At 37.2% G+C, this 26,537-nt stretch carries 21 protein-coding genes; 15 read left to right on the forward strand and 6 right to left on the reverse strand.

All coding sequences use genetic code 11. From position 1 onward, the window contains the following. Positions 1–64: 64 nt before the first annotated feature. Positions 65–646 carry a Crp/Fnr family transcriptional regulator gene (locus tag L1275_RS08120; RefSeq protein WP_253471638.1) on the forward strand — a complete coding sequence of 194 codons (582 nt, stop codon included), beginning with the start codon at positions 65–67 and terminating at the stop codon, positions 644–646. 48 nt (positions 647–694) lie between these two features. Here the strand turns inward: L1275_RS08120 and L1275_RS08125 are convergent, their stop codons facing one another. Next, positions 695–1,168, reverse strand: a complete 474-nt coding sequence (locus tag L1275_RS08125; protein ID WP_253471640.1) for an energy transducer TonB — start codon at positions 1,166–1,168, stop codon at positions 695–697. A 225-nt stretch (positions 1,169–1,393) separates the two neighbouring features. Here L1275_RS08125 and L1275_RS08130 point away from each other — a divergent pair, with 225 nt between their 5' ends. Beyond that, positions 1,394–1,831, forward strand: a complete 438-nt coding sequence (locus L1275_RS08130) for a carboxymuconolactone decarboxylase family protein (protein ID WP_253471643.1) — start codon at positions 1,394–1,396, stop codon at positions 1,829–1,831. 224 nt (positions 1,832–2,055) lie between these two features. On the opposite strand, the gene L1275_RS08135 is transcribed toward L1275_RS08130, so the two are convergent. Then, on the reverse strand, positions 2,056–2,523 hold the full coding sequence (locus L1275_RS08135; protein WP_253471645.1) for a YbaK/EbsC family protein: 468 nt from the start codon (positions 2,521–2,523) through the stop codon (positions 2,056–2,058). A gap of 82 nt (positions 2,524–2,605) precedes the next feature. Further along, positions 2,606–3,511: a GNAT family N-acetyltransferase gene (locus L1275_RS08140; RefSeq protein WP_253471648.1), complete on the reverse strand. Its 906-nt coding sequence runs from the start codon at positions 3,509–3,511 to the stop codon at positions 2,606–2,608. Positions 3,512–3,797: 286 nt separating this feature from the next. On the opposite strand from L1275_RS08140, the gene L1275_RS08145 reads away from it, so the two are divergent. The 3 genes from L1275_RS08145 to L1275_RS08155 all read left to right on the forward strand — a co-directional run bounded on the left by L1275_RS08145 (position 3,798) and on the right by L1275_RS08155 (position 6,271). Next, a complete protein-coding gene (locus tag L1275_RS08145; protein ID WP_253471650.1) occupies positions 3,798–4,391 on the forward strand; it encodes a porin family protein in 594 nt (197 codons plus the stop codon). A 90-nt stretch (positions 4,392–4,481) separates the two neighbouring features. Beyond that, on the forward strand, positions 4,482–5,531 hold the full coding sequence (locus tag L1275_RS08150; RefSeq protein ID WP_253471653.1) for a sensor histidine kinase: 1,050 nt from the start codon (positions 4,482–4,484) through the stop codon (positions 5,529–5,531). A 17-nt stretch (positions 5,532–5,548) separates the two neighbouring features. Then, complete coding sequence (locus tag L1275_RS08155; protein WP_253471655.1) at positions 5,549–6,271, forward strand: LytTR family DNA-binding domain-containing protein; 723 nt, start codon at positions 5,549–5,551, stop codon at positions 6,269–6,271. An 82-nt stretch (positions 6,272–6,353) separates the two neighbouring features. Here L1275_RS08155 and L1275_RS08160 read toward each other — a convergent pair whose 3' ends face one another. After that, positions 6,354–7,259, reverse strand: coding sequence for a DUF6268 family outer membrane beta-barrel protein (locus tag L1275_RS08160; RefSeq protein WP_253471657.1), 906 nt, complete (start codon positions 7,257–7,259; stop codon positions 6,354–6,356). Between the two features lie 209 nt (positions 7,260–7,468). Then, positions 7,469–10,897 carry a methylmalonyl-CoA mutase family protein gene (locus L1275_RS08165; RefSeq protein ID WP_253471659.1) on the reverse strand — a complete coding sequence of 1,143 codons (3,429 nt, stop codon included), beginning with the start codon at positions 10,895–10,897 and terminating at the stop codon, positions 7,469–7,471. Between the two features lie 214 nt (positions 10,898–11,111). Here L1275_RS08165 and L1275_RS08170 point away from each other — a divergent pair, with 214 nt between their 5' ends. The 5 genes from L1275_RS08170 to lgt all read left to right on the forward strand — a co-directional run bounded on the left by L1275_RS08170 (position 11,112) and on the right by lgt (position 15,910). Beyond that, positions 11,112–12,230 (forward strand): MBL fold metallo-hydrolase, encoded by a 1,119-nt coding sequence (locus L1275_RS08170; RefSeq protein ID WP_253471662.1) that lies wholly within the window; start codon positions 11,112–11,114, stop codon positions 12,228–12,230. 233 nt (positions 12,231–12,463) lie between these two features. Continuing rightward, a complete protein-coding gene (gene folE, locus L1275_RS08175; protein ID WP_219294649.1) occupies positions 12,464–13,135 on the forward strand; it encodes a GTP cyclohydrolase I FolE in 672 nt (223 codons plus the stop codon). Positions 13,136–13,158: 23 nt separating this feature from the next. After that, the gene (cysS, locus tag L1275_RS08180) at positions 13,159–14,637 is read left to right on the forward strand and encodes a cysteine--tRNA ligase (protein WP_253471672.1); all 1,479 of its coding nucleotides are present in this window, start codon (positions 13,159–13,161) and stop codon (positions 14,635–14,637) included. 53 nt (positions 14,638–14,690) lie between these two features. Beyond that, positions 14,691–14,915, forward strand: a complete 225-nt coding sequence (gene yidD, locus L1275_RS08185) for a membrane protein insertion efficiency factor YidD (RefSeq protein ID WP_219294646.1) — start codon at positions 14,691–14,693, stop codon at positions 14,913–14,915. A gap of 65 nt (positions 14,916–14,980) precedes the next feature. Beyond that, positions 14,981–15,910, forward strand: coding sequence for a prolipoprotein diacylglyceryl transferase (gene lgt, locus L1275_RS08190; RefSeq protein ID WP_253471674.1), 930 nt, complete (start codon positions 14,981–14,983; stop codon positions 15,908–15,910). Between the two features lie 54 nt (positions 15,911–15,964). Here the strand turns inward: lgt and L1275_RS08195 are convergent, their stop codons facing one another. After that, positions 15,965–17,479, reverse strand: coding sequence for a tetratricopeptide repeat protein (locus L1275_RS08195; RefSeq protein ID WP_253471676.1), 1,515 nt, complete (start codon positions 17,477–17,479; stop codon positions 15,965–15,967). A gap of 798 nt (positions 17,480–18,277) precedes the next feature. Between L1275_RS08195 and L1275_RS08200 the strand changes: the two genes are divergently transcribed. The 5 genes from L1275_RS08200 to L1275_RS08220 all read left to right on the forward strand — a co-directional run bounded on the left by L1275_RS08200 (position 18,278) and on the right by L1275_RS08220 (position 26,532). Then, a complete protein-coding gene (locus L1275_RS08200; protein WP_253471678.1) occupies positions 18,278–19,456 on the forward strand; it encodes a HEAT repeat domain-containing protein in 1,179 nt (392 codons plus the stop codon). 1 nt (position 19,457) lies between these two features. Continuing rightward, the gene (locus L1275_RS08205; RefSeq protein WP_253471680.1) at positions 19,458–20,918 is read left to right on the forward strand and encodes a glycosyltransferase; all 1,461 of its coding nucleotides are present in this window, start codon (positions 19,458–19,460) and stop codon (positions 20,916–20,918) included. A 69-nt stretch (positions 20,919–20,987) separates the two neighbouring features. Continuing rightward, complete coding sequence (locus tag L1275_RS08210; protein WP_253471682.1) at positions 20,988–23,852, forward strand: tetratricopeptide repeat protein; 2,865 nt, start codon at positions 20,988–20,990, stop codon at positions 23,850–23,852. Positions 23,853–23,898: 46 nt separating this feature from the next. Beyond that, a complete protein-coding gene (locus tag L1275_RS08215) occupies positions 23,899–25,944 on the forward strand; it encodes a DUF4838 domain-containing protein (RefSeq protein ID WP_253471684.1) in 2,046 nt (681 codons plus the stop codon). A 78-nt stretch (positions 25,945–26,022) separates the two neighbouring features. Then, entirely contained in the window at positions 26,023–26,532 is a 510-nt protein-coding gene (locus L1275_RS08220) for a DUF1573 domain-containing protein (RefSeq protein ID WP_253471686.1), read from the forward strand. The last annotated feature ends 5 nt before the right edge of the window (positions 26,533–26,537 follow it).

The following is a 26,537-nucleotide window of genomic DNA, read 5'->3' on the forward strand; positions in this document are numbered from 1 at the left end:
TTAAAAGTATCGTTAAACGAATAATTCACTTTAACTTTATTTTCGATTTTTTATTTGTACTTATATGAATACCTCAGAAATTACGTTGCTACAATCTTTTAATAAAACCGTAACGGTAAATCCCGAAGATCACAACAGCATCCTCGGTTTTTTTCAAAAAACAAATTTACGCAAAAAAGATTATCTTTTAAAAGCTCCGACAATTTGTAAGTCACTTTATTTTGTGTCTCAGGGCTGTTTGCGATTATTTTTTGTCCGAGAAAATGGGGATGAGAAAACGACCTATTTTGCCACAGAACAATGGTGGATGGCCGACTTTCTAAGTTTTACTTTAAATCAACCCTCCTCTTTTTTTATACAAGCAGTAGAAAATACCGAAGTCTACGAATTAACCAAAGACAATCAGGAGGCCTTATTAAAGGCTTTTCCCTATTTAGAACGTTATTTCAGATTAAACCTACAACGCGCTTATGGTGCTGCTCAGTACCGCTTGCTGTATCAATATTCCTTTAGCAAAGAAGAATCCTATTTGCATTTTAAATCGCTTTACCCCGAATTTGTACAACGGGTTCCTCAATATATGCTGGCGTCATTCCTAGGTTTTACCCCCGAATATTTGAGCGAATTACGCAAAAAAAATGTCTGATTCTTTTAATACGCACTTTTTAATTAAATGATTTTTCTACTTATATAACTAACGCGGCGATTTTAATTTATCGACGTTCATCGTTATGGGCAGGATAAATTGAAATCGAACAGCAACCTCATTTTGTCTAGCAGCAATCCATTTGGGACCATTCAGCAAAGCGCTCTTCAGCAATTCGTCATAGTCTTCCTGAACACCTTGCACAACCTCAACAGCACTTAAGGTTCCATCCTTCTCGATAACAATAGCCAACACAGCACGAGCATATTCCAAACCAATGGCCGACTTTACCTCTTTCGGAACGATTAAATTCACAGCTAAATACCGTTGAAATGCCGCAACACCATCGGGAAAAGTAGGATTGACCTCTACCGTTTTATAAATGGGATCTTCCTCTTTAGGGGCATCCGAATTGGGAGTCTGCGCTCTCGTACTAAAACTGGCGAGTACCAATACGCTCATCGTAAATATTACTTTTTTATAGCCTTTTAGTCTTTTTATAATTATTTGTGTCAATTTCATGATAGATACCTGATTTTAATTTCTCAAAATAAAGCATTTTTGTCGAACTTTTATTTATTATTTTATGTAGAGTGCTGAAATAACAAACCAGAACTTACATTGTTGTTGTATACGATTTCAAGGTTTACAACGATCTTATTCTGTTCCCATTAACTTTCTTAAACCCGCTTAAGTTTTTTGATCTTGCGGTAGTCTACCTTTGAGTAATCTTAAAAATATATAATTATGTCACAGAGACTCGATATCAGTGAAATTTTCCCAAAAGGCTATAATGCTGTCATGGAATTAGAAATGCAATTAAAAAAATCGGACTTAACCGCTATTCACAAAGAATTGATCAAAGTCAGGGTATCACAAATCAACGGCTGTGCTTTCTGCCTAAATATGCATACTCAAGAAGCAATGAAAATTGGCGAAACAGCACAACGTTTGTTTTTATTAAACGCTTGGAAGGAAACCGCATTATTTACGAAAGAAGAAAAAGCCATACTACAATTAGCCGAAGAGGTAACCTTGATACACCAAGGTGGAGTTAGCGATTCAACCTATCAAGAAGTTGTTACTTTTTTTGGCGAAAGTTATACTGCCCAATTGATCATGGCAGTCATTACGATTAATGCTTGGAACCGTATCGCTATTAGCACAACAAAAGATGTTTTTTGATTAGCGGATACGTTGATTAGCGGATACGCCCATACGCCCATACGCCCATACGCGGATAAGCATATGGGCGTATGAGCTTTAAAGGCTGATGAGCTGATGGGCATATTGGCTTTAAATGCAAATAACTTGAAAGGCCGTTCCGTTCTTACGTGATAAAGCGTATTCGCGTATATGCAAATGGGCATATAGGCTTTAAAGGCTGATGGGCGAATGGGCAGCTACACTTAAAAGGTACATACATCAATCCATTGTATGTAGGCTGTCATTTGTTCCATCTCACCTATGGTCATTTTAATCACAGATCGCGAGTTTCCACAAGCAGGATATACCTCCGTATTCTGCTTTAAGGAAACATCCAAATACACCGGAATACCCTTATTAATACCAAAAGGGCAAACCCCACCAACGGGATGGCCGATAACGGTTTCAACCTCTTCAAAACCCAACATCTTAAACTTAAATCCAAAATGTGCTTTAAATTTTTTGTTATCGATTTTGTGAAGACCTCCTACTACAATCAACAGAGCTCCATTATCCGGATGTTTCAATGAAATGCTTTTGGCAATCTGAGCTTCATTCACCCCCAAAGCCTTAGCCGCTAATTCAACCGTAGCACTCGATACGTCAAAAACCTGTATGTCGGTATCTTTTCCCCATTTTCTTAAATGCTCTCTCGCACTTTCTAAACCCATGTTAATCCGTTTATTTTAAAACCAGCTGAAGATAATTAAGTTTTCTAATATACTACAATACTACAGCAATCGAGCTATTTATTTATGCCTCTGCAAAAGGAGTTGAAACCGTATCATCCCATAGTAAGGAATGAATTTTCCATCCGTCCGTAGTTTTAACCAATTGAAATGATTTGGTCCCCGAACCCGTGTAGAGTTTGCCTTCCCATAATCCATTTTTTCTATATCCCGAAAAACGATGCGCTATCTGCCCCTCAATTTGAGTATGTCGTTCCATTTCTACTTCCGAAAACTCCGTTAAAGTTCCATTCGTCAATAATTTTTTACGCGGTGCAAGAAATGCCGCTACATCAAATTGCTCTATGTTTCTCTGAAAAACCTTTGTTATCGTAGCCTTGGCAGTAAAGAAACGCTGAATCATTTCCCAATCTTGATTGCTATTTTTAAAAAATGCATAATAGCCCTCGATCAGTAAGTCAATTTCAGTTTGATCTCTATCCGTAGTATACAACATCAGCTCTTCCCCCTCTACCATTATATTTTGAACGTAAACCAGCCCCAAGCACTCCAACAAGCGTTTCGAATTGGTGTTCGTTGTCAGTGTAGTGGCTAAAATGGTTTTATGATCGGAATTTACCGCCAGTTTCTCAAGGATACACGTTGCCGCTTCAAAGGCATAACCCTGTTTACCAAACTCAGATAGAAAAGCAAAACCAATATCCGGACAAGGCAAGTACGTTCTTTGAATCAGACTAACCACACCCAGCGGTTGTTGACTGACTTTGTCAAAGACAACCCAAAAGAAAGAGTCCGAGTTGTTATCGATGTTTTCAATATATTTTATGGCCCCAGCTATATCACTAATTTTTCGATCACCGATAAATTCAAGCCATCCCGGTGAATTCACCAAGCGAAGTATAAATGTGGCATCGGAAATGTGTATGGGATTCAGAATCAACCGTTCTGAAGTATAGGCTTGTTTAATCATAATTTATTGTTTTGCAAAAAAGTAAGATAAAAAGTTTCTTGTTGTAAAAATTTTATCGTATATTTCTTATACCAAATATAATGGTATTGAAAATAAGTTAATGCCATTATACGAGAAAAAAACATCGGGTTCCTATTTTTTAATTGTAATACTAAAAAGTGTTTTATAAGGATTAACTGTTTTCAGAAACCGTTGAACCTATTATCGGTGTCGTTGGTCAAAATAATTTTCAAGTTTTACATTCATTTGCGTTACTTTGTACTTATTAATCTCAAAATAAATTAAAATGAAAAAAATTGTCTTCTTGCTTTTTATAGGCTTGGGTCTTCTATCAGTTCCTACATTTGCTCAATCTCCGTTACCGATCCATATCGGTATTAAAGGAGGAGCAAACTTTACCGATCTATCCCTATCTGAGATGAACCTGAACTCTAAATATTCAGCAGGATATTTTGGAGGTGCTATGGTACGATTAGATTTAGGCAAAGCCTACCTTCAAGGAGAGGTTTTATATTCTGAGAAAAAATCTAAAATTGAAAACTCAGAAGGAGGAAGTTCCAATGTAACGTGGAAAAGTATTGATGTACCCGTTTTAGTAGGTTATAAAGTACTTGATCTTTCCTTAATTAATGTACGCGTTTTTGGAGGCGGTGTATATTCTTATGTATTTGATGATAATTCTTCTGTTTTTAAAAATATTCAAAATTCTACAAAAAGCAGCTTTGACAAGTCCCAAGTGGGCTTCCAAGTTGGAGCTGGAATCGATGTAATCGGTTTAAATGTAGACTTGCGTTATGAAGGTGGTTTAAGCAAATTGAGCAAAGACTTTGATAAAAAAACCAGCTCATTTAACCTTAGTGTAGGTTATTTCTTTTTGTAATTAATCCATTCCTATCTAATAATAAAAAAGGCAAAGAGATGTTTCTCTTTGCCTTTTTTATAACCTCTTTTTTTATTATCCCCCTAATCCATGAAATTAAATATACTATACCGACGCTGGGTTTTTATCGTACTGTTCTGGGGTTTATTTGGATTTGCTATCTGGGTACAATTAATTAAAACATTCGATGTAGGTCCTGCTAGTTTTCTACTACTGTCACTACTGTTCGTCTGTTTTATCATTGCCCACGGATTAAGTGACATCCTTTTACCCAAAGCCTTACAGGAGGATAAAATGAAAACGTTTCTTATTCAATGCTTTTTCAATGTGCTTTTACTCGCTTTTTTAATCGGATTTATAGAAACTATTTTCACACAATTATACGCCGACGAAATCTTTCGGGATAAAGAAATCAATGGCGATCTAGTTCATGCTATATGGACCCGTTCTTACAGTTCCATTCCCTCCGCTGCCTTAATTATCGGTACCGCCTGCGGGTTGCGCTTTTATATTGAACATCATACGATCGAACAAAATCACGCCAATCTACAGCGTATTCACTTGGAAGCTCAAATCAAATTACTTCAAGATCAAATTAATCCACATTTGATGTTTAATGTTTTGAATCATATCCACATTTTAATGCAACGCGACGTCGCTTTGGCTTCAGATCTGTTGATCCAATTTTCCGATATATTGCGTTACCAACTCTACGAATGTAATCGCGAATTTGTCGATTTGGAACGCGAAATTAAATACCTGAAGGATTTGGTCGCCATCGAACAGGTCCGCTGGGGAGATGAACTCGAAGTACAATGCCAATGGGATATACAAAATCCCAAACAACACATCACCCCCCTATTACTAGTGCCTCTGATTGAAAATGCTTTTAAACACGTATCGCGTATGCCCAATGAAAAAGGATATATCCACCTGTGCTGCCGACAACAAGAAAAAACGTTGGAATTGCGCATTGAAAACTCCTATTCCCATACATACAAAACCCCTTCACATAGTCAAGGATTGGGATTGACCAACGTACGCAAGAGATTGAGCATCCAATACCCTGATCGACATCAACTTGTTATCGACAAAACAGATCACAGTTTCACCCTAGTTTTAAAGTTACAATTAAATTAATACCCTTAATTCAATTTATGGAATTTCAATTAAATTGCTTGATTATCGATGATGAACCCCTTGCAAGATTAGGACTTGCTGACTTTGCAGATAAAATAGATTTTATAACTGTAGTCGGCAATTGTTCTACGGCCTTGGAAGCTACAACTTTTCTACAAAACGGATCTGTAGATTTGATTTTTCTCGATATTAACTTACCCTATTTGTCGGGATTGGATTTTTTAAAATCATTGGAAAAACCTCCCTTAGTCATTTTGACCACGGCCTATTCCGAATATGCCCTAGAGGGTTATCAATTGCAAGTAGTCGATTATTTATTAAAACCAATCTCTTTTCAAAGGTATTATCAAGCCGTAATCAAAGCCAAGCAACTGCACGAAGCGGCAGTTGGAACAACGCTAAATAATGTTGTGGATCCTTTTTTATACATACGGCAAGGCGACGGCTTTCAGAAAATTTCCTGGCCAGAAATCCGCTATATCGAAGGTATGCAGAACTACGTTAAGTTGCATTTTAAAGAACAGGTACTCGTTATCCATCAAACCGTGCTGTCCTTAGTCGATAAACTACCGAAAGAACATTTTTTTAGAATACACAAATCCTATGTGGTCAATATTTCTCATATCGAATCCATCAACGGCAATAGATTGTTCGTCGGCGGACAACAACTACCGATATCGAGAACTTACAGAGAATCCTTATTGCAAGATGTAGTGTATAAAAAACTGCTTAGTAAATAAGCTGTAAATGCAGTAGCTCCTTAACCCATTTAGGGCTAAGGAGCTACTGTGTGAATAAACCTATTCAATTAACAAAGCCATATTAAAACTTCCACTTTAAAGCGGCAGCGCCATATAAGGTCGTAGAGAATCGATCATCAGCATGGTCTTTAATCTTAAATATATCCTTTAGTTTTCTCGAATTAGCACTAAAAGATCTGGCGAGACTAGTTCCTGCGGTCAATTCAACAACCCAATGTTCTCCGAGTTTGAACTGCGGGCGAAATCCAGCCGTTACTTGTTGATGCCCCAATAACATCGATTCCCCATCCACTTTAATCTCTGCCGTCATCCCGTGTAATTCTACCACTGCTTTTAAATCGACCTTTTCCGAAACGCGGTAACCCAATTCTAGCCCCTCTGGGAAAGTAATTTTGAAATGCAAAGCTCCCTGTGACTCCCAGTTAAAATAGATACCCGGTAAAACCATCGGTACGCCAAAATTGTTAGTCAGTACTGGTCCGACCCCTAAAGCCAGGTTGGGATTGAAGTGTTTGATAAATATCACACCTCCTTGTCCCAATATATCGTCGCTAGTAATTTGCTGCATATCGGTATACACACCCACTGATGCCATTACCAACATCGACCAATTAGTTCCCAAAGGACGAAAGTGTTTTAACCCAATTTGAGCATTCCACATCTCTTCGGGAAACAAGGCCTTTTCATAATTTTTATTCTGCATTTTTGCATAACTACTCTGCACAAATACCGACCAAATTTTTGGCTTATTTTCAGCATTCATCACCAAAGACAGCGGTATTTCCAAACCGAATTCAACGCGTTTAAAATCGCTTTTGGAATCGGTTTTAACACTATCGATACCGCGAATGTAGTTTGAAAGCGGAATGTAGTCAACTTTAAGCTGACCGGATACCCCAGTTTGTCCATAGCCCGATACCACACCTAACACAGCGCATACCCAGACATAAAAAATGGAAATTCTCATATTTAATTGATTTTTTATGCAAATAACGCCTTAGCACTAATCGCAATGAAAATCTTTTGACCAATGACATCAGAACGTTGACCAATGGATTATAAAGAGAATCCTCATTTATAAAATGAGCTATTTAAAGTACAATCGAGAAATGTTATAAACGACAAAACCCTCAAGAAGAGGGTTTTGTTTAAACTATACTTTTGTTATCAAGCTAATTACATATTTCTACGGTATTGTCCACCAACTTCAAACAAAGCTGAAGTGATTTGTCCTAACGAACAAACCTTAGTCGCTTCCATCAATTTTTCAAAGATGTTTTCGTTTTGAATAGCCGCATATTGAATTTCTTCAATTTGGTGTTGTATCTGACTTTCGTTGGCTTTGTTTAAACTCTCTTTGGTGTGAATTTGGAACATTTTTTCTTCTTCCGTTGCACGAATTACCTCAGCAGGAACTACTGTAGGCGATCCCTTTTTACTCAAGAAAGTATTTACCCCAATAATAGGGAATTCACCCGTGTGTTTTAAAGTTTCATAATACAAACTTTCCTCTTGGATTTTAGAACGTTGGTACATGGTTTCCATCGCCCCTAAAACACCTCCGCGTTCTGTGATACGATCAAATTCCATCAATACCGCCTCTTCTACCAAGTCGGTCAATTCTTCAATGATAAACGCCCCTTGTATCGGGTTTTCGTTTTTCGCCAATCCCAATTCTTTATTGATAATCAACTGTATTGCCATCGCTCTACGTACCGATTCTTCGGTAGGTGTTGTAATCGCCTCATCATACGCATTGGTATGCAAAGAGTTACAGTTGTCATAAATAGCATACAGCGCCTGAAGCGTTGTACGGATATCGTTAAAATCGATTTCCTGAGCATGTAACGAACGACCCGATGTTTGAATATGGTATTTCAACATCTGTGCACGCTCATTAGCTCCGTATTTTATTTTTAAGGCCTTGGCCCAAATTCTTCTGGCTACACGTCCAATCACAGAATACTCCGGATCAATACCGTTGGAGAAGAAAAACGACAAGTTCGGTCCGAAATCGTTGATGTCCATACCGCGGCTTAAGTAATACTCTACATAAGTAAAACCATTAGCCAAAGTAAAACCTAACTGAGTCACAGGATTAGCTCCCGCTTCCGCAATGTGGTACCCAGAAATAGAAACCGAATAAAAGTTTCTGACGTTTTTCTCGATAAAGTACTGTTGCACGTCACCCATTAATCTCAAGGCAAATTCCGTAGAGAAAATACAAGTATTTTGAGCCTGATCTTCTTTTAAGATATCAGCTTGTACCGTTCCTCTAACTTGAGAAAGGGTTCTGGTTTTGATGTCTTGGTAAACATCGTTTGGCAATACCAAATCTCCCGTTACCCCCAAAAGCATCAATCCCAAACCGTCGTTACCCTCTGGTAAGTCTCCGTTATAAGTTGGACGGTCTATGCCTTTTTGTTTATAGATCTTCGCTATTTTAGCTTCTACTTCTTTTTCCAATCCGTTTTCTTTGATATACAATTCACATTGCTGATCAATAGCGGCATTCATAAAGAAGCCCAACAACATCGGTGCAGGACCGTTGATGGTCATACTCACGGAAGTCATGGCGTGCGCCAAGTTAAAACCGGAATACAGTTTCTTAGCATCGTCCAAACAACAGATAGAAACTCCAGCATTTCCAATTTTACCATAAACATCCGGACGGTGTCCTGGATCATTACCGTAAAGGGTTACCGAGTCAAAAGCCGTTGATAAACGCTTGGCCGGCATGCCCAAACTCACATAATGGAAACGTCTGTTGGTACGCTCTGGCCCACCTTCTCCTGCAAACATACGCGTTGGATCTTCACCTTCACGTTTAAAAGGATATAATCCAGCTGTAAAAGGAAATTCTCCCGGTACGTTTTCTTGCAACGACCATCTTAAAACATCACCCCAAGCTTGGTACTTAGGCATGGATATTTTTGGTATTTGCAAATGCGACAAACTCTCGGTATGCGTGGCAATCTTAATTACTTTATCTCTAACCTGAAATTCGTAAAAAGGATTTTTGTATTTTTCTTTTTTGTCCGACCAATTGATGATAATCTCCCAATTGTACGGATCTAAGTTTAATTTTTGACGGTCAAATTCTGCAAACAACAATTTGATAAATTCTATCTTATCGGCTTTAGCTCCTACTAAAACAGCATCATCCAATCCGAATTTTGTCAATTCTGGTAAAATTCCTGTTACAGATTCTATTGTTCTATAGATTCCAAACAGACGCTGGGCCACTTCTTGTTGAGAAAGGGAAATCTGATCGTATTTTCTGTTGCTTTCTGCAATTTCGGATAGATAACGCGTTCTACTCGGCGGAATCACATAAATCTTCTCACTCATCTCTTTGGTGATTTCAAAAGTAGACACCAAATCCGAACCGGCTCTCTCTACCAAACAATCCATTATGGATTTGTATAGCGTATTCATACCCGGGTCGTTGAATTGAGAAGCGATGGTTCCAAATACCGGCATCTCATCAGGATTAACATCCCATAAGTTATGATTGCGTTGGTATTGTTTTTTAACGTCTCTAATCGCATCTAGAGCACCTCTTTTGTCAAATTTGTTGATAGCAACCAAATCTGCGAAGTCCAACATATCGATTTTCTCTAACTGTGTAGCTGCTCCAAACTCAGGAGTCATTACGTATAAAGAAACATCGGAATGATCCATGATCTCGGTATCCGACTGTCCAATACCTGAAGTTTCTAAAACGATCAAATCGTAATTTGCCGCTTTTAAAACCTGTATGGCTTCAGCCACATATTTCGACAAGGCCAAGTTGGATTGACGTGTAGCCAAAGAACGCATATAAACACGAGGGCTGTTGATGGCATTCATACGAATACGGTCACCTAACAAAGCACCACCGGTTTTTCGCTTCGACGGATCGACAGAAACCAAAGCAATATTCTTTTCTGGAAAATCAATCAAGAAACGACGAACCAATTCGTCGACTAAAGAGGATTTACCCGCCCCACCTGTTCCGGTAATTCCCAAAACTGGAGTGGATCTGTCTTTATTTATTTCGTGTATTTTATCAAAAACAGTTTTTGAAACCTCTGGGAAGTTTTCCGCAGAAGAAATCAAACGCGCTATGGCTCTGTCATTCTTTTCTTGTAGTAGGTCTAATTCATTGGTCAATTTATCACCTAAAGGATAGTCTGAACGTTGAACCAAATCGTTGATCATTCCTTGTAAACCCAACGCACGGCCATCATCTGGCGAATAAATACGCTCGATACCATAATCCTCCAATTCTTGAATTTCAGTAGGCAGGATTACTCCTCCTCCTCCTCCGAAGATTTTGATGTGTTCGGCTCCTTTTTCTTTTAATAAATCATACATGTATTTGAAATACTCTGTATGTCCGCCTTGATAGGAAGTCATAGCAATAGCATTGGCATCTTCTTGAATGGCGGTATTCACCACTTCTTCTACACTGCGGTCGTGTCCAAGGTGAATAACTTCTACACCAGTTGCTTGTATGATTCGGCGCATGATATTGATTGCAGCGTCGTGTCCGTCAAATAAAGAGGCGGCTGTAACGATACGTATTTTATTTATCGGCTGATAAGGTTTTGTGGGTTCCATGGTTTAATAGATATTTAATCGACGGGCAATTTACGCAAATATTCACGATTTTGCAAAGGAGCCCATTTATCTATTTCGCAGGGCATGTATTCGCACATTTGCACATTCGCGCATTGTAAATATTCAAGAAATCACCTTTATATCTTAAAATTTTCCCTACCCAATAGTACCGCTTAAAAAGGATGCTTATTTTTGCTTATCAACTTTTACAAACATGACCTCGAAGAAGTTATTAAAAAAAGTCCTCGGTATGGTATTGGGGATCATACTCATTTTAGGTATAACCACATTTTTTTATATGATGCATCCTATATTTGGAAAACGGCCTTCAGGACAAAGGCTTGAAATGATTCAACAATCTCCGAATTACCGCGATGGTAAATTTCACAATCAGCATCACACCCCTCAAATAGCAGAAAATTATAGCTATCCCAAGGCGTTGTACGAGTTCTTTTTTAAGAAATCACCCGATGTGCGACCGACGAATCCGATACCTTCGATTCAACCGAATTGGGCAGATTTACCGACGAACAACTTTTTGATTTGGCTGGGTCATTCCTCGTATTATATGCAGATTGACGGTAAGCGTTTTTTAATTGACCCCGTATTAAGCGGTTCGGTTTCACCGCTACCCGGTGGTGGTAAATCGTTTAAAGGCACAGAAATTTGTACCGTTGCCGATTTGCCTGCTATCGATTTCTTGTTGATTACACACGATCATTATGACCATTTAGATTATGAGGCGATTAAGGCTTTACAACCGAAAGTAGGTCGGGTTATCTGTGGATTGGGAGTTGGTGAACACTTGGAATATTGGGGTTATTCCGCATCTCAGATCATCGAAAAAGATTGGTACCAAACGATTGATTTGGGTGAAGGTTTTGTAGTACATACGGCTCCAGCCCGTCATTTCTCTGGACGAAGTATTTGGACATCGAATACGTTGTGGATGTCTTATGTTTTGCAAACACCGTCCAAAAAATTATACCTCGGTGGCGATAGTGGTTACGACACTCATTTTGCTGAAATTGGAGCTCAGTACGGTCCTTTTGATTTAGCAATTTTGGAAAACGGACAATACAATCTAGCCTGGAAATACATTCACATGCAACCCGAAGAGGTTTGGAAAGCTGCCGAAGAATTAAAGGCAAAAGCTTTGTTTCCGGTACATTCTTCAAAATTTGCTTTGGCCAATCACGCCTGGAATGAACCTTTGGAAAGAGTCTATAATTTGCGAGAGCGCCATCAAATCGATTTGTATACACCTCAAATCGGACAATTGATTGACCTCGATAAAGAAGGTCAAACGTTTTCAGATTGGTGGAAATATTAAACTTACCAGATCCCTAATTAAAGTAGGTCATGCGCTAGGGATTGCAGCGGCATCCTCTCCTTGGCATGAAATGACTAGGAGAGATATAGCGGAAAGCCCGACCCAAAGGGTAGCGCCCTAAAAACAAGGAATGCAAAGAGCCAACAAAGCGTGGTCTCTTTTTGTTTTTTGCCCTACTTAGTCAACATTATTATTTATATTTGTACCGAATTTGTAATTAAATCTAAACACGAATGAATCAAGAAGAAACACTTCATGACGAAATAGGTGACGATCATATTGCTTCTAGCGAGCATACGCCTTTAAGAGCAGGCGCCTTTGATCGTTCTGACGATGAAAAAATCGAATCAATTAAAAAAGACGTAGAGAATATTTTATACACTTTGGGAATGGACCTGACTGACGACAGTATGAAGGGAACCCCAAACCGCGTAGCTAAAATGTTTGTAAAAGAGATTTTCGGCGGTTTAAATCCAAAGAAAAAACCGAGTTCTTCTACGTTTGATAACAATTATAAATACGGTGAAATGCTGGTAGAAAAAAACATTACAGTTTATTCTACTTGTGAACATCACTTATTGCCAATTATTGGAAGAGCCCATGTGGCTTATATCTCTAACGGTACGGTTGTTGGTTTGTCCAAAATGAACCGTATTGTAGATTATTATGCCAAACGCCCACAGGTTCAGGAGCGTTTAACCATCCAGATTGTCAACGAATTGAAACGCGTTTTAAACACGGAAGATGTTGCCTGTGTGATGGATGCGAAACACCTTTGTGTCAATTCGAGAGGAATACGCGATATTGAAAGCAGTACGGTAACGGCTGAGTTTGGTGGTCGTTTTAAAGAAGATAAAGTACGCAGAGAGTTTTTGGATTATATCAAATTGGATACCCAGTTCTAAACCTATATAACACCCCAATTAAAATGACATTATATCAAAATCAAACTTTAAAAGTTTACAATTCCCTGACGGGGAAGAAAGAAGTTTTTACGCCCATTAACGAAGGTAAAGTGGGAATGTATGTATGTGGACCTACGGTTTACAATTATGTACATTTGGGAAACTGTAGAACTTTTATCTCTTTTGATTTGGTCAATCGTTATTTTAAACATTTGGGCTATCAGGTGCGTTATGTAAGAAACATTACCGACGTAGGACATATTGTAGACGACGTTGATGAAGGTGAAGACAAAATTGCTAAAAAAGCGAGATTGGAACAGATTGAACCTATGGAAGTGGTGCAAAAGTACACTTTGAATTTTCATTCTATTTTGACTCAATTCAATAATTTACCGCCGAATATCGAGCCGACAGCTACGGGACACATTATAGAGCAGATTGAAATCGTCAACGAAATCATCAAAAATGGTTTTGCTTATGAAGTGAACGGATCGGTGTATTTCGACGTTGAAAAATACAGTAAATCCTATCAGTACGGCATTTTGAGCGGTCGAAACATCGAAGATTTAATGTCTAATTCTCGCGAATTGGATGGACAATCGGACAAAAAGAGCCCACATGATTTTGCCCTTTGGAAAAAAGCCGAACCGCAACACATCATGCGTTGGCCATCGCCTTGGGGGGATGGTTTTCCGGGATGGCATTTGGAATGTACAGCTATGAGTACCAAATATTTAGGAAAACACTTTGACATTCACGGAGGAGGAATGGATTTAAAATTCCCACACCACGAATGTGAAATTGCTCAGAATGAAGCTTGTACAGGTAATACCCCTGTTAATTACTGGATGCATGCCAATATGCTGACTTTGAACGGTAAAAAAATGTCGAAATCAACGGGTAATAATATTTTGCCTGAGGAGTTATTCTCTGGAGACAATGCGCTTTTAAGCAAAGCTTTTTCTCCATCAGTAGCGCGTTTCTTTATCTTACAAGCGCATTATAGAAGCATCTTAGACTTTTCTGACGAAGCCATACTTGCTTCTGAGAAAGGTTTTAACAGGCTCTTAGAAGCAATTAAAAACTTGAATGAGATTACGCCTAGTGCGGCATCTACAGTCGATATTGCTGGTTGGAAACAAAACTGTTATGATGCAATGAACGACGATTTTAACAGTCCTATCTTAATAGCGCAGTTATTTGAAGCTGTTCGGTTGATTAATTTGTTGAAAGAGCAAAAAGAGCAGATTACTGCGGCTGATTTGATGGAGTTTTCCGCTGCAATTCACGCCTTTACTTTTGATGTATTGGGCTTGGAAGCTACTGAATCTTCCACTCAAGCCAATGAAAAATTGCAACAAGTAGTTGACTTGCTAATTACTATGAGAAATGAAGCACGTGCCAATAAAAACTTTGCGTTGTCCGATGAAATTCGTGACAACCTCCTGGCTTTAGATATTCAACTAAAGGATGGAAAAGAAGGCACTACATTTACTTTATAATAAATATGGAGCTAGTAGATTTTATCTACTAGCTTTTTTTATTCTTTATCGTTATGCTTAAAAAAATCGCTATTTTTCCGTTTGTGGTACTGATCCGTTTTTATCAAGCGGGTATTTCACCCTTTTTACCGTCAGCATGTCGGTACTCTCCTACTTGTTCCCATTATACTTTAGAGGCTTTGCAAAAACACGGTTTGTTTAAAGGAGGCTGGTTGGGTATCAAACGCATTGCGAGTTGCCATCCTTGGGGAGGTAGCGGTTATGATCCGGTTCCATAATAAAATCTATACACGCTTTTATCCTAAGCGATAAATATATACATTTACCTTTCAATACCTTTTATATGACATACGCATTAAATATTATATGGAATCCTAGCGAAGGTTGGGATCTTGGATTTTTTAAACTGCGCTTTTACAGCTTGATGTTTGTAGTAGCCTTTGGATTGGGATGGTTTATCATGAAAAAGATATACGATCGCGAGGGAGAGTCCGTTGAAAAACTCGACAAACTTTTTATCTATACCGTGTTGGCCACACTAATCGGTGCCCGATTGGGACATGTATTCTTTTATGACTGGGATTATTATAAACACAATCTTTTTGAAATCATTTCCCCGGTTCGTTTCTCTCCCAAATTCGAAATTGTCGGATTTAGCGGATTAGCCAGTCATGGTGCTGCTATTGCAATTATCTTAGTTATGATCTATTACAGTCGTAATATCATTAAAAAACCTGTTTTATGGATCCTAGATCGTATCGTTCTACCAGTAACCATTGGTGGTGTATTTGTACGATTAGGGAATTTCTTTAATTCGGAAATCATCGGTCACGAAACCACTAGTGCTTTTGGAATTCGTTTTTTACGCGATAAGTTTACTGCTAGAGAAGCCGTTGAACTTACCGGGATATCCGACTACAATCAAGCCTATAAAGCCCTTGAAAAGAATCCAGAATTTTTACCATACCTCAACGAGGTCGTTGCTAAACATCCAACTCAACTGTATGAGGCTTTCGGATATATCTTGGTCTTTGCCGTATTGTATTATATGTATTGGAAAACCGATGCCCGTAAAAAATTGGGATTGATTTTTGGCGTATTCCTAGTATTGCTTTGGGCTGTACGTTTTATCGTCGAGTTTGTTAAGGAAAGTCAAGGTGGTTTCGAAGGAACTAACCCGATTTTATTAACCGGACAATGGTTGAGCATCCCTTTTATATTGGTGGGTATTTACCTTTGGGTTACGGCAAAAAACCGACCTTTTAAAGGCTAATTTACACCATAGCTTATTCGCAGAAGCGTAAATCTGCGAATAAGCTATTAAAAATCACGTCCATATCTTAATGAAATCCTCTACCGATGGTTCTTCCACTTTTTTGCGAAGACGTTGCTTAGCTTTCTTAACCGCATCGTAACTGACTCCTAACGTACTTGCTATTTCGTGATTGGTTAATTGGAGTTTGGTCAAAAAAATCACACGCAGATTGTATTCCGTTAGTTCTGGATAATGCGTCTTTAAGTTGTCATAAAACAACGGGAATTCTTCTATAAAAGCCCGTTTAAAACCGATCCAATTCTCCTCAGTCATCAAATGGGATTTTAATAAATCAGGGAGTTTACTTTCAACAAACGAATTTGATGGCTCCAAAACTTTACCTCGCTTCTCTATGGGATAAGTCACAGCTACTAAGGGCGTATTATAATCTGTTGACTGGCTCGTGATTGGATTGTAATTGTGTTCTGATATATTTTTTTCTAAATTTAGTTTCTCATATTGCAAATGGAGAATCTCCCGATTAAGATTGATTGTCTTATTTTTAATTTTCATCAGATAAGCTATAATCAGTATAATAATGATTAGAAATATCAATACAAAAACAACTCTTAAGAGGTGATTAAGAAAAACTTCCTTCTCTAAAATAGTCTGGTTTAAGCGAAATCTTTCGTCGTACAAACCCTTTTGATACTTTAGCGTAATCGCATTAATACTTTGTTCATTGTCGGTATAATCAATAGAATCCCTAAGCTCATTTAACCGTTTTAGAATCGTAAATTCTTCACTTTGATTGCCTAGTTTCTTGTTTAATTCCAGCTTGATTTTTAAAATATCATATTCATCCGATTTTAAATATACCTTACTTCTAGATAATGTTAATGCATCTTCTAAATATTTTTGAGCCTGAATGTAATCTTCCAATTGTATATATAGCAGGGCCAATTGCCGATTAACGAACATCAATTGCATAGGTGATTCCGATTTCTCTGCAATTGAAAGATTTTTATGTAAATCATTTAATGCTTCAACATACAAACATTGCTCTGCATAAATCTCTGCTTTACTATCTAAAACTTTAGCATTACGCAGTTGATCTTTGGTCTTGATGATGATTTTTTCAGTATTATCTAAATATACTGCTTGTGCATTGTTATGATCTAAATAACCGGATACAGACTTTGTATCTAAATATGCAAGCTCTAATGGTGACCAATCTACTGTTTTAATAAACAGCTGTATAACCCGCAAAAAAGTATAATAATGAAGCTCTAGGAAGGGATTGCTCCTATTCAAGAGCAGAATATTATTTTTTCTGTTGTTTTTCCACCAAAACTGCGATACATCAAAAAAAGAAATTTCACCAGTAGAAATACTATGATCGCAACTAAATCGTGTGCTAAGCCATTTTGAGAAGTCCCTAGTCGGAGCAACAGCAGCATATATAGAAGAATCCAATACCTTTATTGAAGGTTTTAAGTATTTAACAGCGCCATCCATAAAAAATCTTACCGACTCAAATTGGGGTATGGTCGCATCATAGGTAGGGTATTTCCGCTTCCTTATCATCAAAGAACTATCATCCAAACAACATATAGTCAACAATAAGGACAGAAACAGAAAATAAATTGTTGATTTCAAGTTAATTGCTGTCGTTAAAAAGCACCTACTTTTGAGATCTAAATTTATTAAAAATGCGAATTCAGAAAGTGAACAAGGTCATCTAAAATTAAAAATCAAGTAATTGCTTAAATTGTTTAGACACCAACTTATTCCAAAAGTCACATATTATTTTTTTAGAAAAAAATATCGAATTAATACTTCAATACCAATCAAGTTAAAAAAATTAATCTAATGTGCTATATATCAAAGAAACAAGCTAAATTATCTGTATTTTAATTAAAAAAATCATTAAAAATTTTAATAACAAAATGATGAATAAGACTTACAAAATATTTCTATTCCATTTTCCTTCTAAACCGTTTTTCGATAATTTACAGGCTTAATACATTGATTTTAAACCATCTGCACTATACAATAGTGTTTACAGCATTTTTCTTCTTTTTCCGAAACCCTCTAACATTTAGCGGCTTCTAACACAGCTTTGGTAATGAGGTACTAATAATTTTTACTTTTAATAACTCACAGCAAAACACAGTATACAAACAACTGATTATCAATATTTAATAAAATGTCCCGTCATTGTCCCCTGCTTTGTCTCAACTAAAAATAATTTAGAAAGCGACTGATTGATAGTTTTGCACTTTATAAAAAACATGGCCAATTAAACTTATCAACTGAGATTAATTCTATACAGAAATCTGAATGAGTAACTCTCCATAACAAACTTCAAAACATCAAAAATCAATGAATTTACCATTTCACTTAAAATACTACTTCTATTATTTAGTGGCAGAATATGAGGGCGCTCCCACCGTAATAAAAATCACCGTCTTATTCGCTATTCTTTTAGTATTGGTTTTTATACTTTCAATCTCACACATTATAGTACTTAATCTACGTTTTATACGTCAAAAAAGAACAAAGGATCAATTTATTAGTTTATATGGGGCAAAGGTGAACAAAATTCTCAGTAGTACAGAAAGGCTGAAGGAAATTGCGATTATAGACCTGTTAGGCAATTCGAACTCTGTGGATGTTAATAAAAAGCTGTATACAGACGGTTTGATTGAAATCATCAGGGAGTTAAAAAGCTCAGGGATCAAGATCCATAGTGAGCATTTAATGATCGTATTAAATTATTTTCACCTCCCCATTTATTGGCAAAGCGCATTTTTAAAAGGACGTTTGAGTAAGCGTAAACAGGCATTACGGAAAATGGACCAGCTAGAACAATTACTTTCTGGTTCTCTGTTACTGCATTCTGTTTACCATAGAAACAACGATTTTAGAAAACAGTCGCGTGCGGCTTTTATTGAATACGACACTAACGATCCCTACAAATTTTTTGAGGAAGATTTTGATATCGAATTCAATGCTCTAGACGAAATTCGATTGCATCACTATCTGAAAAGAAAAGCCAAATTATATAAGCTCCCTGATTTTTCACGTTGGGTCGAGAATGCTAACAACAACAACTTCAAACGATTCATTATTAAGGAAATTGGACTGTTACGACAATATCATTGCGCTAATTTACTTATGAACTTACTCCAAAAGGAGAAAGATTTATATGTACAGAAACAAATTATAGAAACCTTGGGAACTCTAGATTACAAAGAGTCAGCTAGTGTACTGATTGCGATGTACTCCAGTTCACTGACGTTACTTCAAAAAGCCATTATTACCACATTAGCAAAACTAAAGACAGAGAAGACCCTAGCCTTTTTAGGCGATACCTATCAGCGGAGTTACGACAGTAGCATCAAGATTCAGTTAGCCTATGCTTTAACGGATTATGGTATAGAAGGACAGCTAAAAATGGAATCGCTGTCGCAATTCAACAACAACTTTGATTCAAAAATACTGGCACAAGTTAAGTTTGCTAACAGTCAAAAAAAACGTCAAACCACCGCAACTATTTAATATGGAATCCTTTATTCAATTTTATCAATATACCATATTTTTTTACGCTACTTTACTGGTATTAATATCCTTATTTTTGGCATTTTTCGGTTACTTGAATACTTATAAAAACAAATTAAAATACACCAAGGAAGAAGAAAATATATTGCTAGAGCACCGAGAGATAGCCCCTCCAATCTCTATCGTTGCAGGAGCTTATAATGAAGAAGTAGTGGTTGTCGATGCCACACGCGCTTTTTTAGACTTGGAATACCCCAATTTTGAGGTTGTTATCGTAAACGACGGTAGTAAAGACGACACACTCCATTTGCTTATTGAGGCCTTTGAATTAACAGAAGTGCCCCATTATATTATAGAGAAAGTCATCAGTCAGCCCATTAAAAGAATCTTTAAGTCCACGAATCCCCTTTATAGAAAACTCACTGTGGTCGACAAAAAAAATGGCGGTACCAAAGCCGATGCCATGAATGCGGGGCTTAATGTAGCAAAATACGACTACTTCGTAAATACCGATGTAGACTGCATTTTAGCAAAAGATACCTTAACCAAGGTAATTTTACCGGTACTCGATTCAAAAACACCTGTGATTGCCGTCGGCGGAACCATGCGGATGGTCAATGGTTGTGAAATCGATCGGGTTCAAATTACCCGAGTAAGTCCACCACGCAGTTTTTTTCCCATATTTCAAGAAACCGAATACCTTCGCTCCTATTTAATCACTAAAATGGGATGGGCTTACTTTAATGCTATTCCAAATGTATCGGGTGGCTTTGGACTGTTTGACAAAAACATCGTGATTGCCGCAGGCGGTTATGACCCAGAATCACATGCTGAAGACATGGATATGACCCTACGTATCATTGCCCACATGAGAGATCATAAATTACCTTATAAGATCGTTAATACCCCACACAGTTGCTGTTGGACAGAAGGTCCGCCAAATCTAAAAGTACTCTATCGCCAACGTTCGCGATGGGGCCGAGGTTTACTACAAATTTTCTTTGTCCATCATCGGTTTTTGTTTAATAAAAAATACGGACGAATGGGACTCGTGACTTTACCCTATATATTGATCTTTGAATTGTTTGCTCCGCTGATAGAAATTCTTGGGTTTTTATTTTTACTGTATCTCTCTATTACTTCACAAATCAATGCACATACATTTTGGTTGATGTTTGCCTATGTTTATTTAGTTGGATTATGTATTTCAATCCTAACGATCGCTTTAGATTTCTCTGTAAAAAAACAATACCAAACCATATCCGAATACGTTCAATTGATCATATCCTCCGCTCTAGAAGCATTTCTATACCATCCCTTTATCATTTTATTTACACTTGCTGGCTACATACAACTACTGACACGAAAGGAATTCAAATGGGGTAAAATGACGCGCAAAGGTTTCTCACAATCAGAAAATCCCGTTAATTCCAAAAAAAAATCCGACCTACCCCTATCCTGATTCTGCTATTACAACCCAATCCATCAATCTAGATATTCAAATTCCACAAACAATAATTATCCGTTATTAATGAAACCAATTACCTCAAATCAAGTAGCTCCAAAGTACACAAATCGCACATTTTTTATTTTTTCTTTTTTCTTTTTAAGCATTTTTTCTTACGGACAAACCTCTATAGATCTAAATAATAAAGCAGAGATCCAAACTAAAATTAATGAATTGTATAGCAATGGACAATGGGACACCGCAAATAAGTGGCTGGTGAAAGCCATTACAAAATACCCAAATGATGCCGAATTGCGCATACTTTTAGGAAAATACTACATTGAAAAAAAACAATATAAGAAAGCACTTTTCGAATTAAATAAATCTTTGGAGTTTAATCCAAATAATTTAGACGTTAAAAAGTTGCTATTGCATATCGAAACGGTCACCCAACGCTATTCTAGCGCTATCGGTTATGTTAATGAACTGCTCGAAGCCAATCCCTATTCCAAAGAACTATGGCTAAAAAAGATTGATTTATACCGACAACAAGGCAATCCAACGGAAGCTAATCGACTGTTAAAAAGATTGGCAGATATCTATCCTGAAGATCAATCCATTCTCCATGATATCAAATACCAGATGGAGGTCAGTATCGACCAAAAAAACAAACAAGGTTATTACGATGAGGCCATCGAATTGAATAAAAAACTATTAAAAACCAATTCCAACACCATTAAAAACTATTTGGATTTGATCAATATGTATATTAAAGTAGGCGATTATTCTCATGCGACAATCATTACCGATAGGGGGTTAAATCAATATCCAAATGACAGCGATTTAGTGCTGAAAAAACTGAGTTTATACGACCAAGGTCAGCAATACGAAGCCGGTTTAAAATATATTAATCAGCAAAAAAAAGCCAATCCTTCGATGAATTTGGACAAACAATATAAGTATTTCCTCAGTTCTTCCGCACAAGCAGCTAAAGATGGTAGCCTCTTTGTATTATTCGGCAAGCTTTTAGACAAAAACCCTGGAGATACTGAGGCTTTTGAAATTGTATTTAATCAACTAGTTTCCCAACATCAATACGATGAAGCACTTATTGTTTTAAACCGACATAGTGCAGCCATCGGAAATTCAAAAAAACTGGATTTAAAAGAATTGAGCTTGTTTAAAGCAATCGGAAATACTTCCAAAGTTAAAAGTATTACTAGAAGATTAAATATGGATTACCCAGATGATGTTGATTTAGAAGCTGCCTTTGCTCAAATATCCCTCACTGACGCCAAAGATGCCATGGCAGATTCCAATTACCCTCTCGCCATTGAACTGTGGAAAGTAGTTCAAAAACACGGCGATCATGAGCAAAGAAGTTCGGCAAATACTGGTCTTTACAATGCTTATCTTCAATCAGCCAATTATTATAAAGCCGAAGAGGCTTTAAATACCATGCTCAGCATCCAACCCCAGCAAGCGAATCTCTATTTTAAAAAAGCAAATTTATATTACTTACTCAATCGCCCAGACCAAGCTCCAAAAATCTATGAAGAGGGGTTACAGAAAACCGAATACAAAGATCGTTTTCATGCACTTATAGGCTATGAAGAATTGATGGTAAAAATAATTAAAGATGCCTTAGAAAACCATGCCATTCCAATAGCCTTCGATTACGCCCAACATTGGTTAATACAAGACCCACTTAACAAACAAGCATTGGAATATGCGATAAGCGCCGCAGCAACCATGAAAAAATGGGATATGATGAAACATTATGCAGAGATTGCTACACAAACCTATGCCGAAGACGTTACTTTTAAAGTAAAACTTGCTGAATCCATTCAATTGGGCAACAACAATTATGAGGAAGCGCTGAATTTAATGATTCAAGAAGTCAAGACAAATCCGTATCATCAGAAATCCAATGCCGCGTTTATCGCTACAGTCCTCACGTATTCGCAACAATTATTAAAAGAAAAAGAATCCGCCCGCGTATTGGAATTAACGAATGCGGCTTTACGTCTAGACCCTAAAAATAAAGAAATCAACTATTTAAAAGGTTTGGCCTACGAGCAACAAAAAAACGATTCAGCCTACTATTACCAACGCTATTACGAACCCACTTTAGTGGAATATAGTAGTTTTAAGCAGCGCCTTAATTATTTATATCAAAAAAGTTTAAAAAACGAACTAAGCCTGACCCACTCCATCTCAAATTTTGACGATAACAGTACTAAACTTAACACTTCTAGTGTAGAATACAGTCGGATTGGGGAAAATCAATATTGGACTGGTCATTTAAATTATACCGGTAGATCTGACGGACAAGGAATACAAGGCGTCGCAGCGTGGAATAAAAAATGGAAAACCAAGTGGTCACATCAAATCGAGTTTGGACTAGCCAATGAGTATTTTCCCAAACTAATCGCTCAAGCGGCACTAAACCGATATTGGAGCAAAGACTGGGAAACCGAAGTCGGTTTGGGATATAGACGACTAACGACTGATGAAACCCTGTATAATGTAGTTGTTAGCGTTTCCAAGGAAATCAATGATTTTCGGTTAAACCTGAAACTCAATCAATTTTCATTAGAAAAAAATTGGTTTTACAATCTCAGCTTTAACGGCAAATATTTTATCGACACACCTAAGGACTATATCTTGTTTCAAACTGGAATCGGTTCTAGTACTGATGTTGATGTGATTGACTTACAAAATCTGCGTAGCTTTTCTATAAACAATACTGTACTAGGTGCTGGATTTGGCCGTCTACTGACGAAAAACGTATCGGCAAACATCATCGGTAGTTGGCACAATTTCAAAAATCAAAAGGAGACAGTGGTTCGTGAAAGCGACGACAATGCTAGTACTACAGAATCAACCCTGCCGTCAATTTATAAAAACTTTTATACTTTATACTTTAATATCCATGTCGCTTTTTAAAATTTATTTCTGTTCCCTGTTCGCTTTACTATCAAGCTGTCATACCATGGAATCAAACACTTTGAATTCCGAAGTTTTTGTAGTGATCAATAATAACACTGCCCATAACTCAAATAAATGGGCAGACTACCTGTATACCCATTTAAAAAAAAGGAGTATCTCAGGTCCTAAAGTCCTACAAAAAAACAGCCTTACCGAGTTAACTCAAGGTGAATTCGCCTTGCAAATAGAAGTACGTCCATCAAGTACCTATAGTTATGAAATTGTTCGAGATCAAAACAAACTACTTTTAATTAGCCGCTCAGAGGCTATTGCATTATGGCTTATCTATGAATTGATCGAAAAAATAGGTGAAGACAATTCCGGAATCAACGTCGAAGATTTACCGCCAGCAACTATCGATTTTGTGACTTCTAAAAGAGAATTTGATTTTGAATATAGAGAACCCTTTTTCGCTCCAAATACCGACATTGATTATGTCCATATTTTGGGAAACAACTCCATAGACACTGATTGGGGAATCTGGGGACATCAATTAGCACAAATTATAGACAATCAAAATCCAGATACTCAAGCGGAAATCAACGGAAAAAAAACAAAGCAGCAATTTTGTTTTAGCTCCCCATCGTTATATTCACAAGTCAAAGCCTATATTATTGACCAATATGGAAAAACACCTACCGTTCATTTTATGGTTGCCCCCAATGATAATGACTTGGTATGTAACTGTACGCTTTGCCTAACTGCAAAAAATACCGCTACAAATGCTTCTCCATCGGTTTTACAATTTAACAACCGATTGGCACAAGATTTTCCGACAGCACAATTCTTTATGTTAGCCTATAGAACAACTCAAACTCCAAGCATTGTAAAATTAGAAAAAAATGTCGGCATATTTTTAAGCAGTATCAACTTACCCAAAGGACAACAACTTGATGAAAACACAACGGAATATGAAACTTTTAAACGACAAATTCGCGAATGGAAAAAACGCACCACTGCGGTTTATTTATGGGATTACGCCGCAAATTTTGACGATTATTTAACGCCCATTCCATCCCTTATCGGTTTTCAAGAGCAAGCGAAACAATTTAAAAGACTCGGAATCAACGGCCTTTTCCTGCATGCAAGCGGATATGACTATGCCCCTTTTGACGATGTGAAAACCTATGTTATTTCAGCCCTGATGAAGAATGTTGACCAAGACGTATATAAACTGGTTGCTACTTATTTAAAACATTTTTATCCAAAATCACATCAGCTATTGACAAATTATTATACTGAATTGGAATATAATTTTCAACAAAGTCAACGCCACTATGACTTATACAGTGGTTTCGATGACCTAAAACACAGCTATTTTAATATGGATCAATTCTCTGAATTTTATAAGTCCCTACACCAAATCATACCCACTACCAAAAATAACGAAAGACTAAAACTGGAAAAACTACATACCGCCATGGGTTTTACACAATTGCAAACTGCCTATTCAAGTGGTATCGCAACAGAAGGCGCTTTTTACCATACCAATGGGCAAATAAAAATAAAGAGCGCTATAGAAAAGAAAATCCGCAGTTTAGAAATAGCTTTTAAGCAACATAAGATCTTAAACTATAGTGAACGCAATACCTTAGACTCCTATTTAAACCAATGGCAGGAATGGATTGAGAAGCCTTATTCAATCAAGCCGATCCAAGCCGATCAAATCGAATCTAAAAACGAGGAATTAACAGGATTAAACGATGGGAAACTGGGTTTTAGTCAAGATTTTTTACTTGGTTGGACTATAGTTCCTAAGGATTTGCAACTGCAAATTCATTCATTACCCACTGGTAGTTCACAAGTTAAAATGCGCTTCCTTCATGACCCCGCCCACAATATTTACCCCCCTAAAGATGTTCGGATATCCTATTCAAATTCCTCACAACAATGGTTTACCACAGTCTCAAAAAACCATGACAGTACCGTCGAATACACCTTTACTACGAAAGATCTTGATAGCGATGCCATAGATATAAAAATATTCAACCAAATATATCCTAAAAGCCAATGGGCATGCGATGAAATTCAAATTTCGAGCAACGAATAACATAAAACTGGCAATGCCAACAAATGCACAGCTGCTGAACTATAAAAGACCGTTTTAAATTCCTTAACTCTATAACCTATGATAAAACAATTCTGCATCATTAGCAGCCTACTACTTACATTTATTTCGTGTACTGGTGTGATGTCCAATCAAACGACTAGCATTGAAATCCATGATAATAACAGGCATTACTCCCCTATTCTATACGAACAAACAATAGACTTAGTCTATAAAATTAAAAATACGGGTAATGCACCGTTAGTCATCAGTGATATTTTCACTTCTTGTGCCTGTATTGTTATCAATGATGGTACTACAAAAATGATTCCTATTGAAAAAGAAGGATTTATACGACTAAGCTACACTGCTTCAATGAATGTAGGATATGCAAAACATCATATCTCCATTTTCGGCAATTTTGAGGACGATGAGCCTAAGGAATTAATTTTTGATATACATATAGTACCCAGTCAACTCCTTATCAAAGATTATGAGGATGTATTCCGGGAAGAAAATTTGAAAAAAGGAGGGTTAAAAGAGATTATCGACGGGGATGAAACCCATAAAGGATATTATGTCGATGAATAGTTGCA

The sequence above is a fragment of the Flavobacterium sp. HSC-61S13 genome (assembly GCF_024171535.1).
GTDB lineage: Bacteria > Bacteroidota > Bacteroidia > Flavobacteriales > Flavobacteriaceae > Flavobacterium.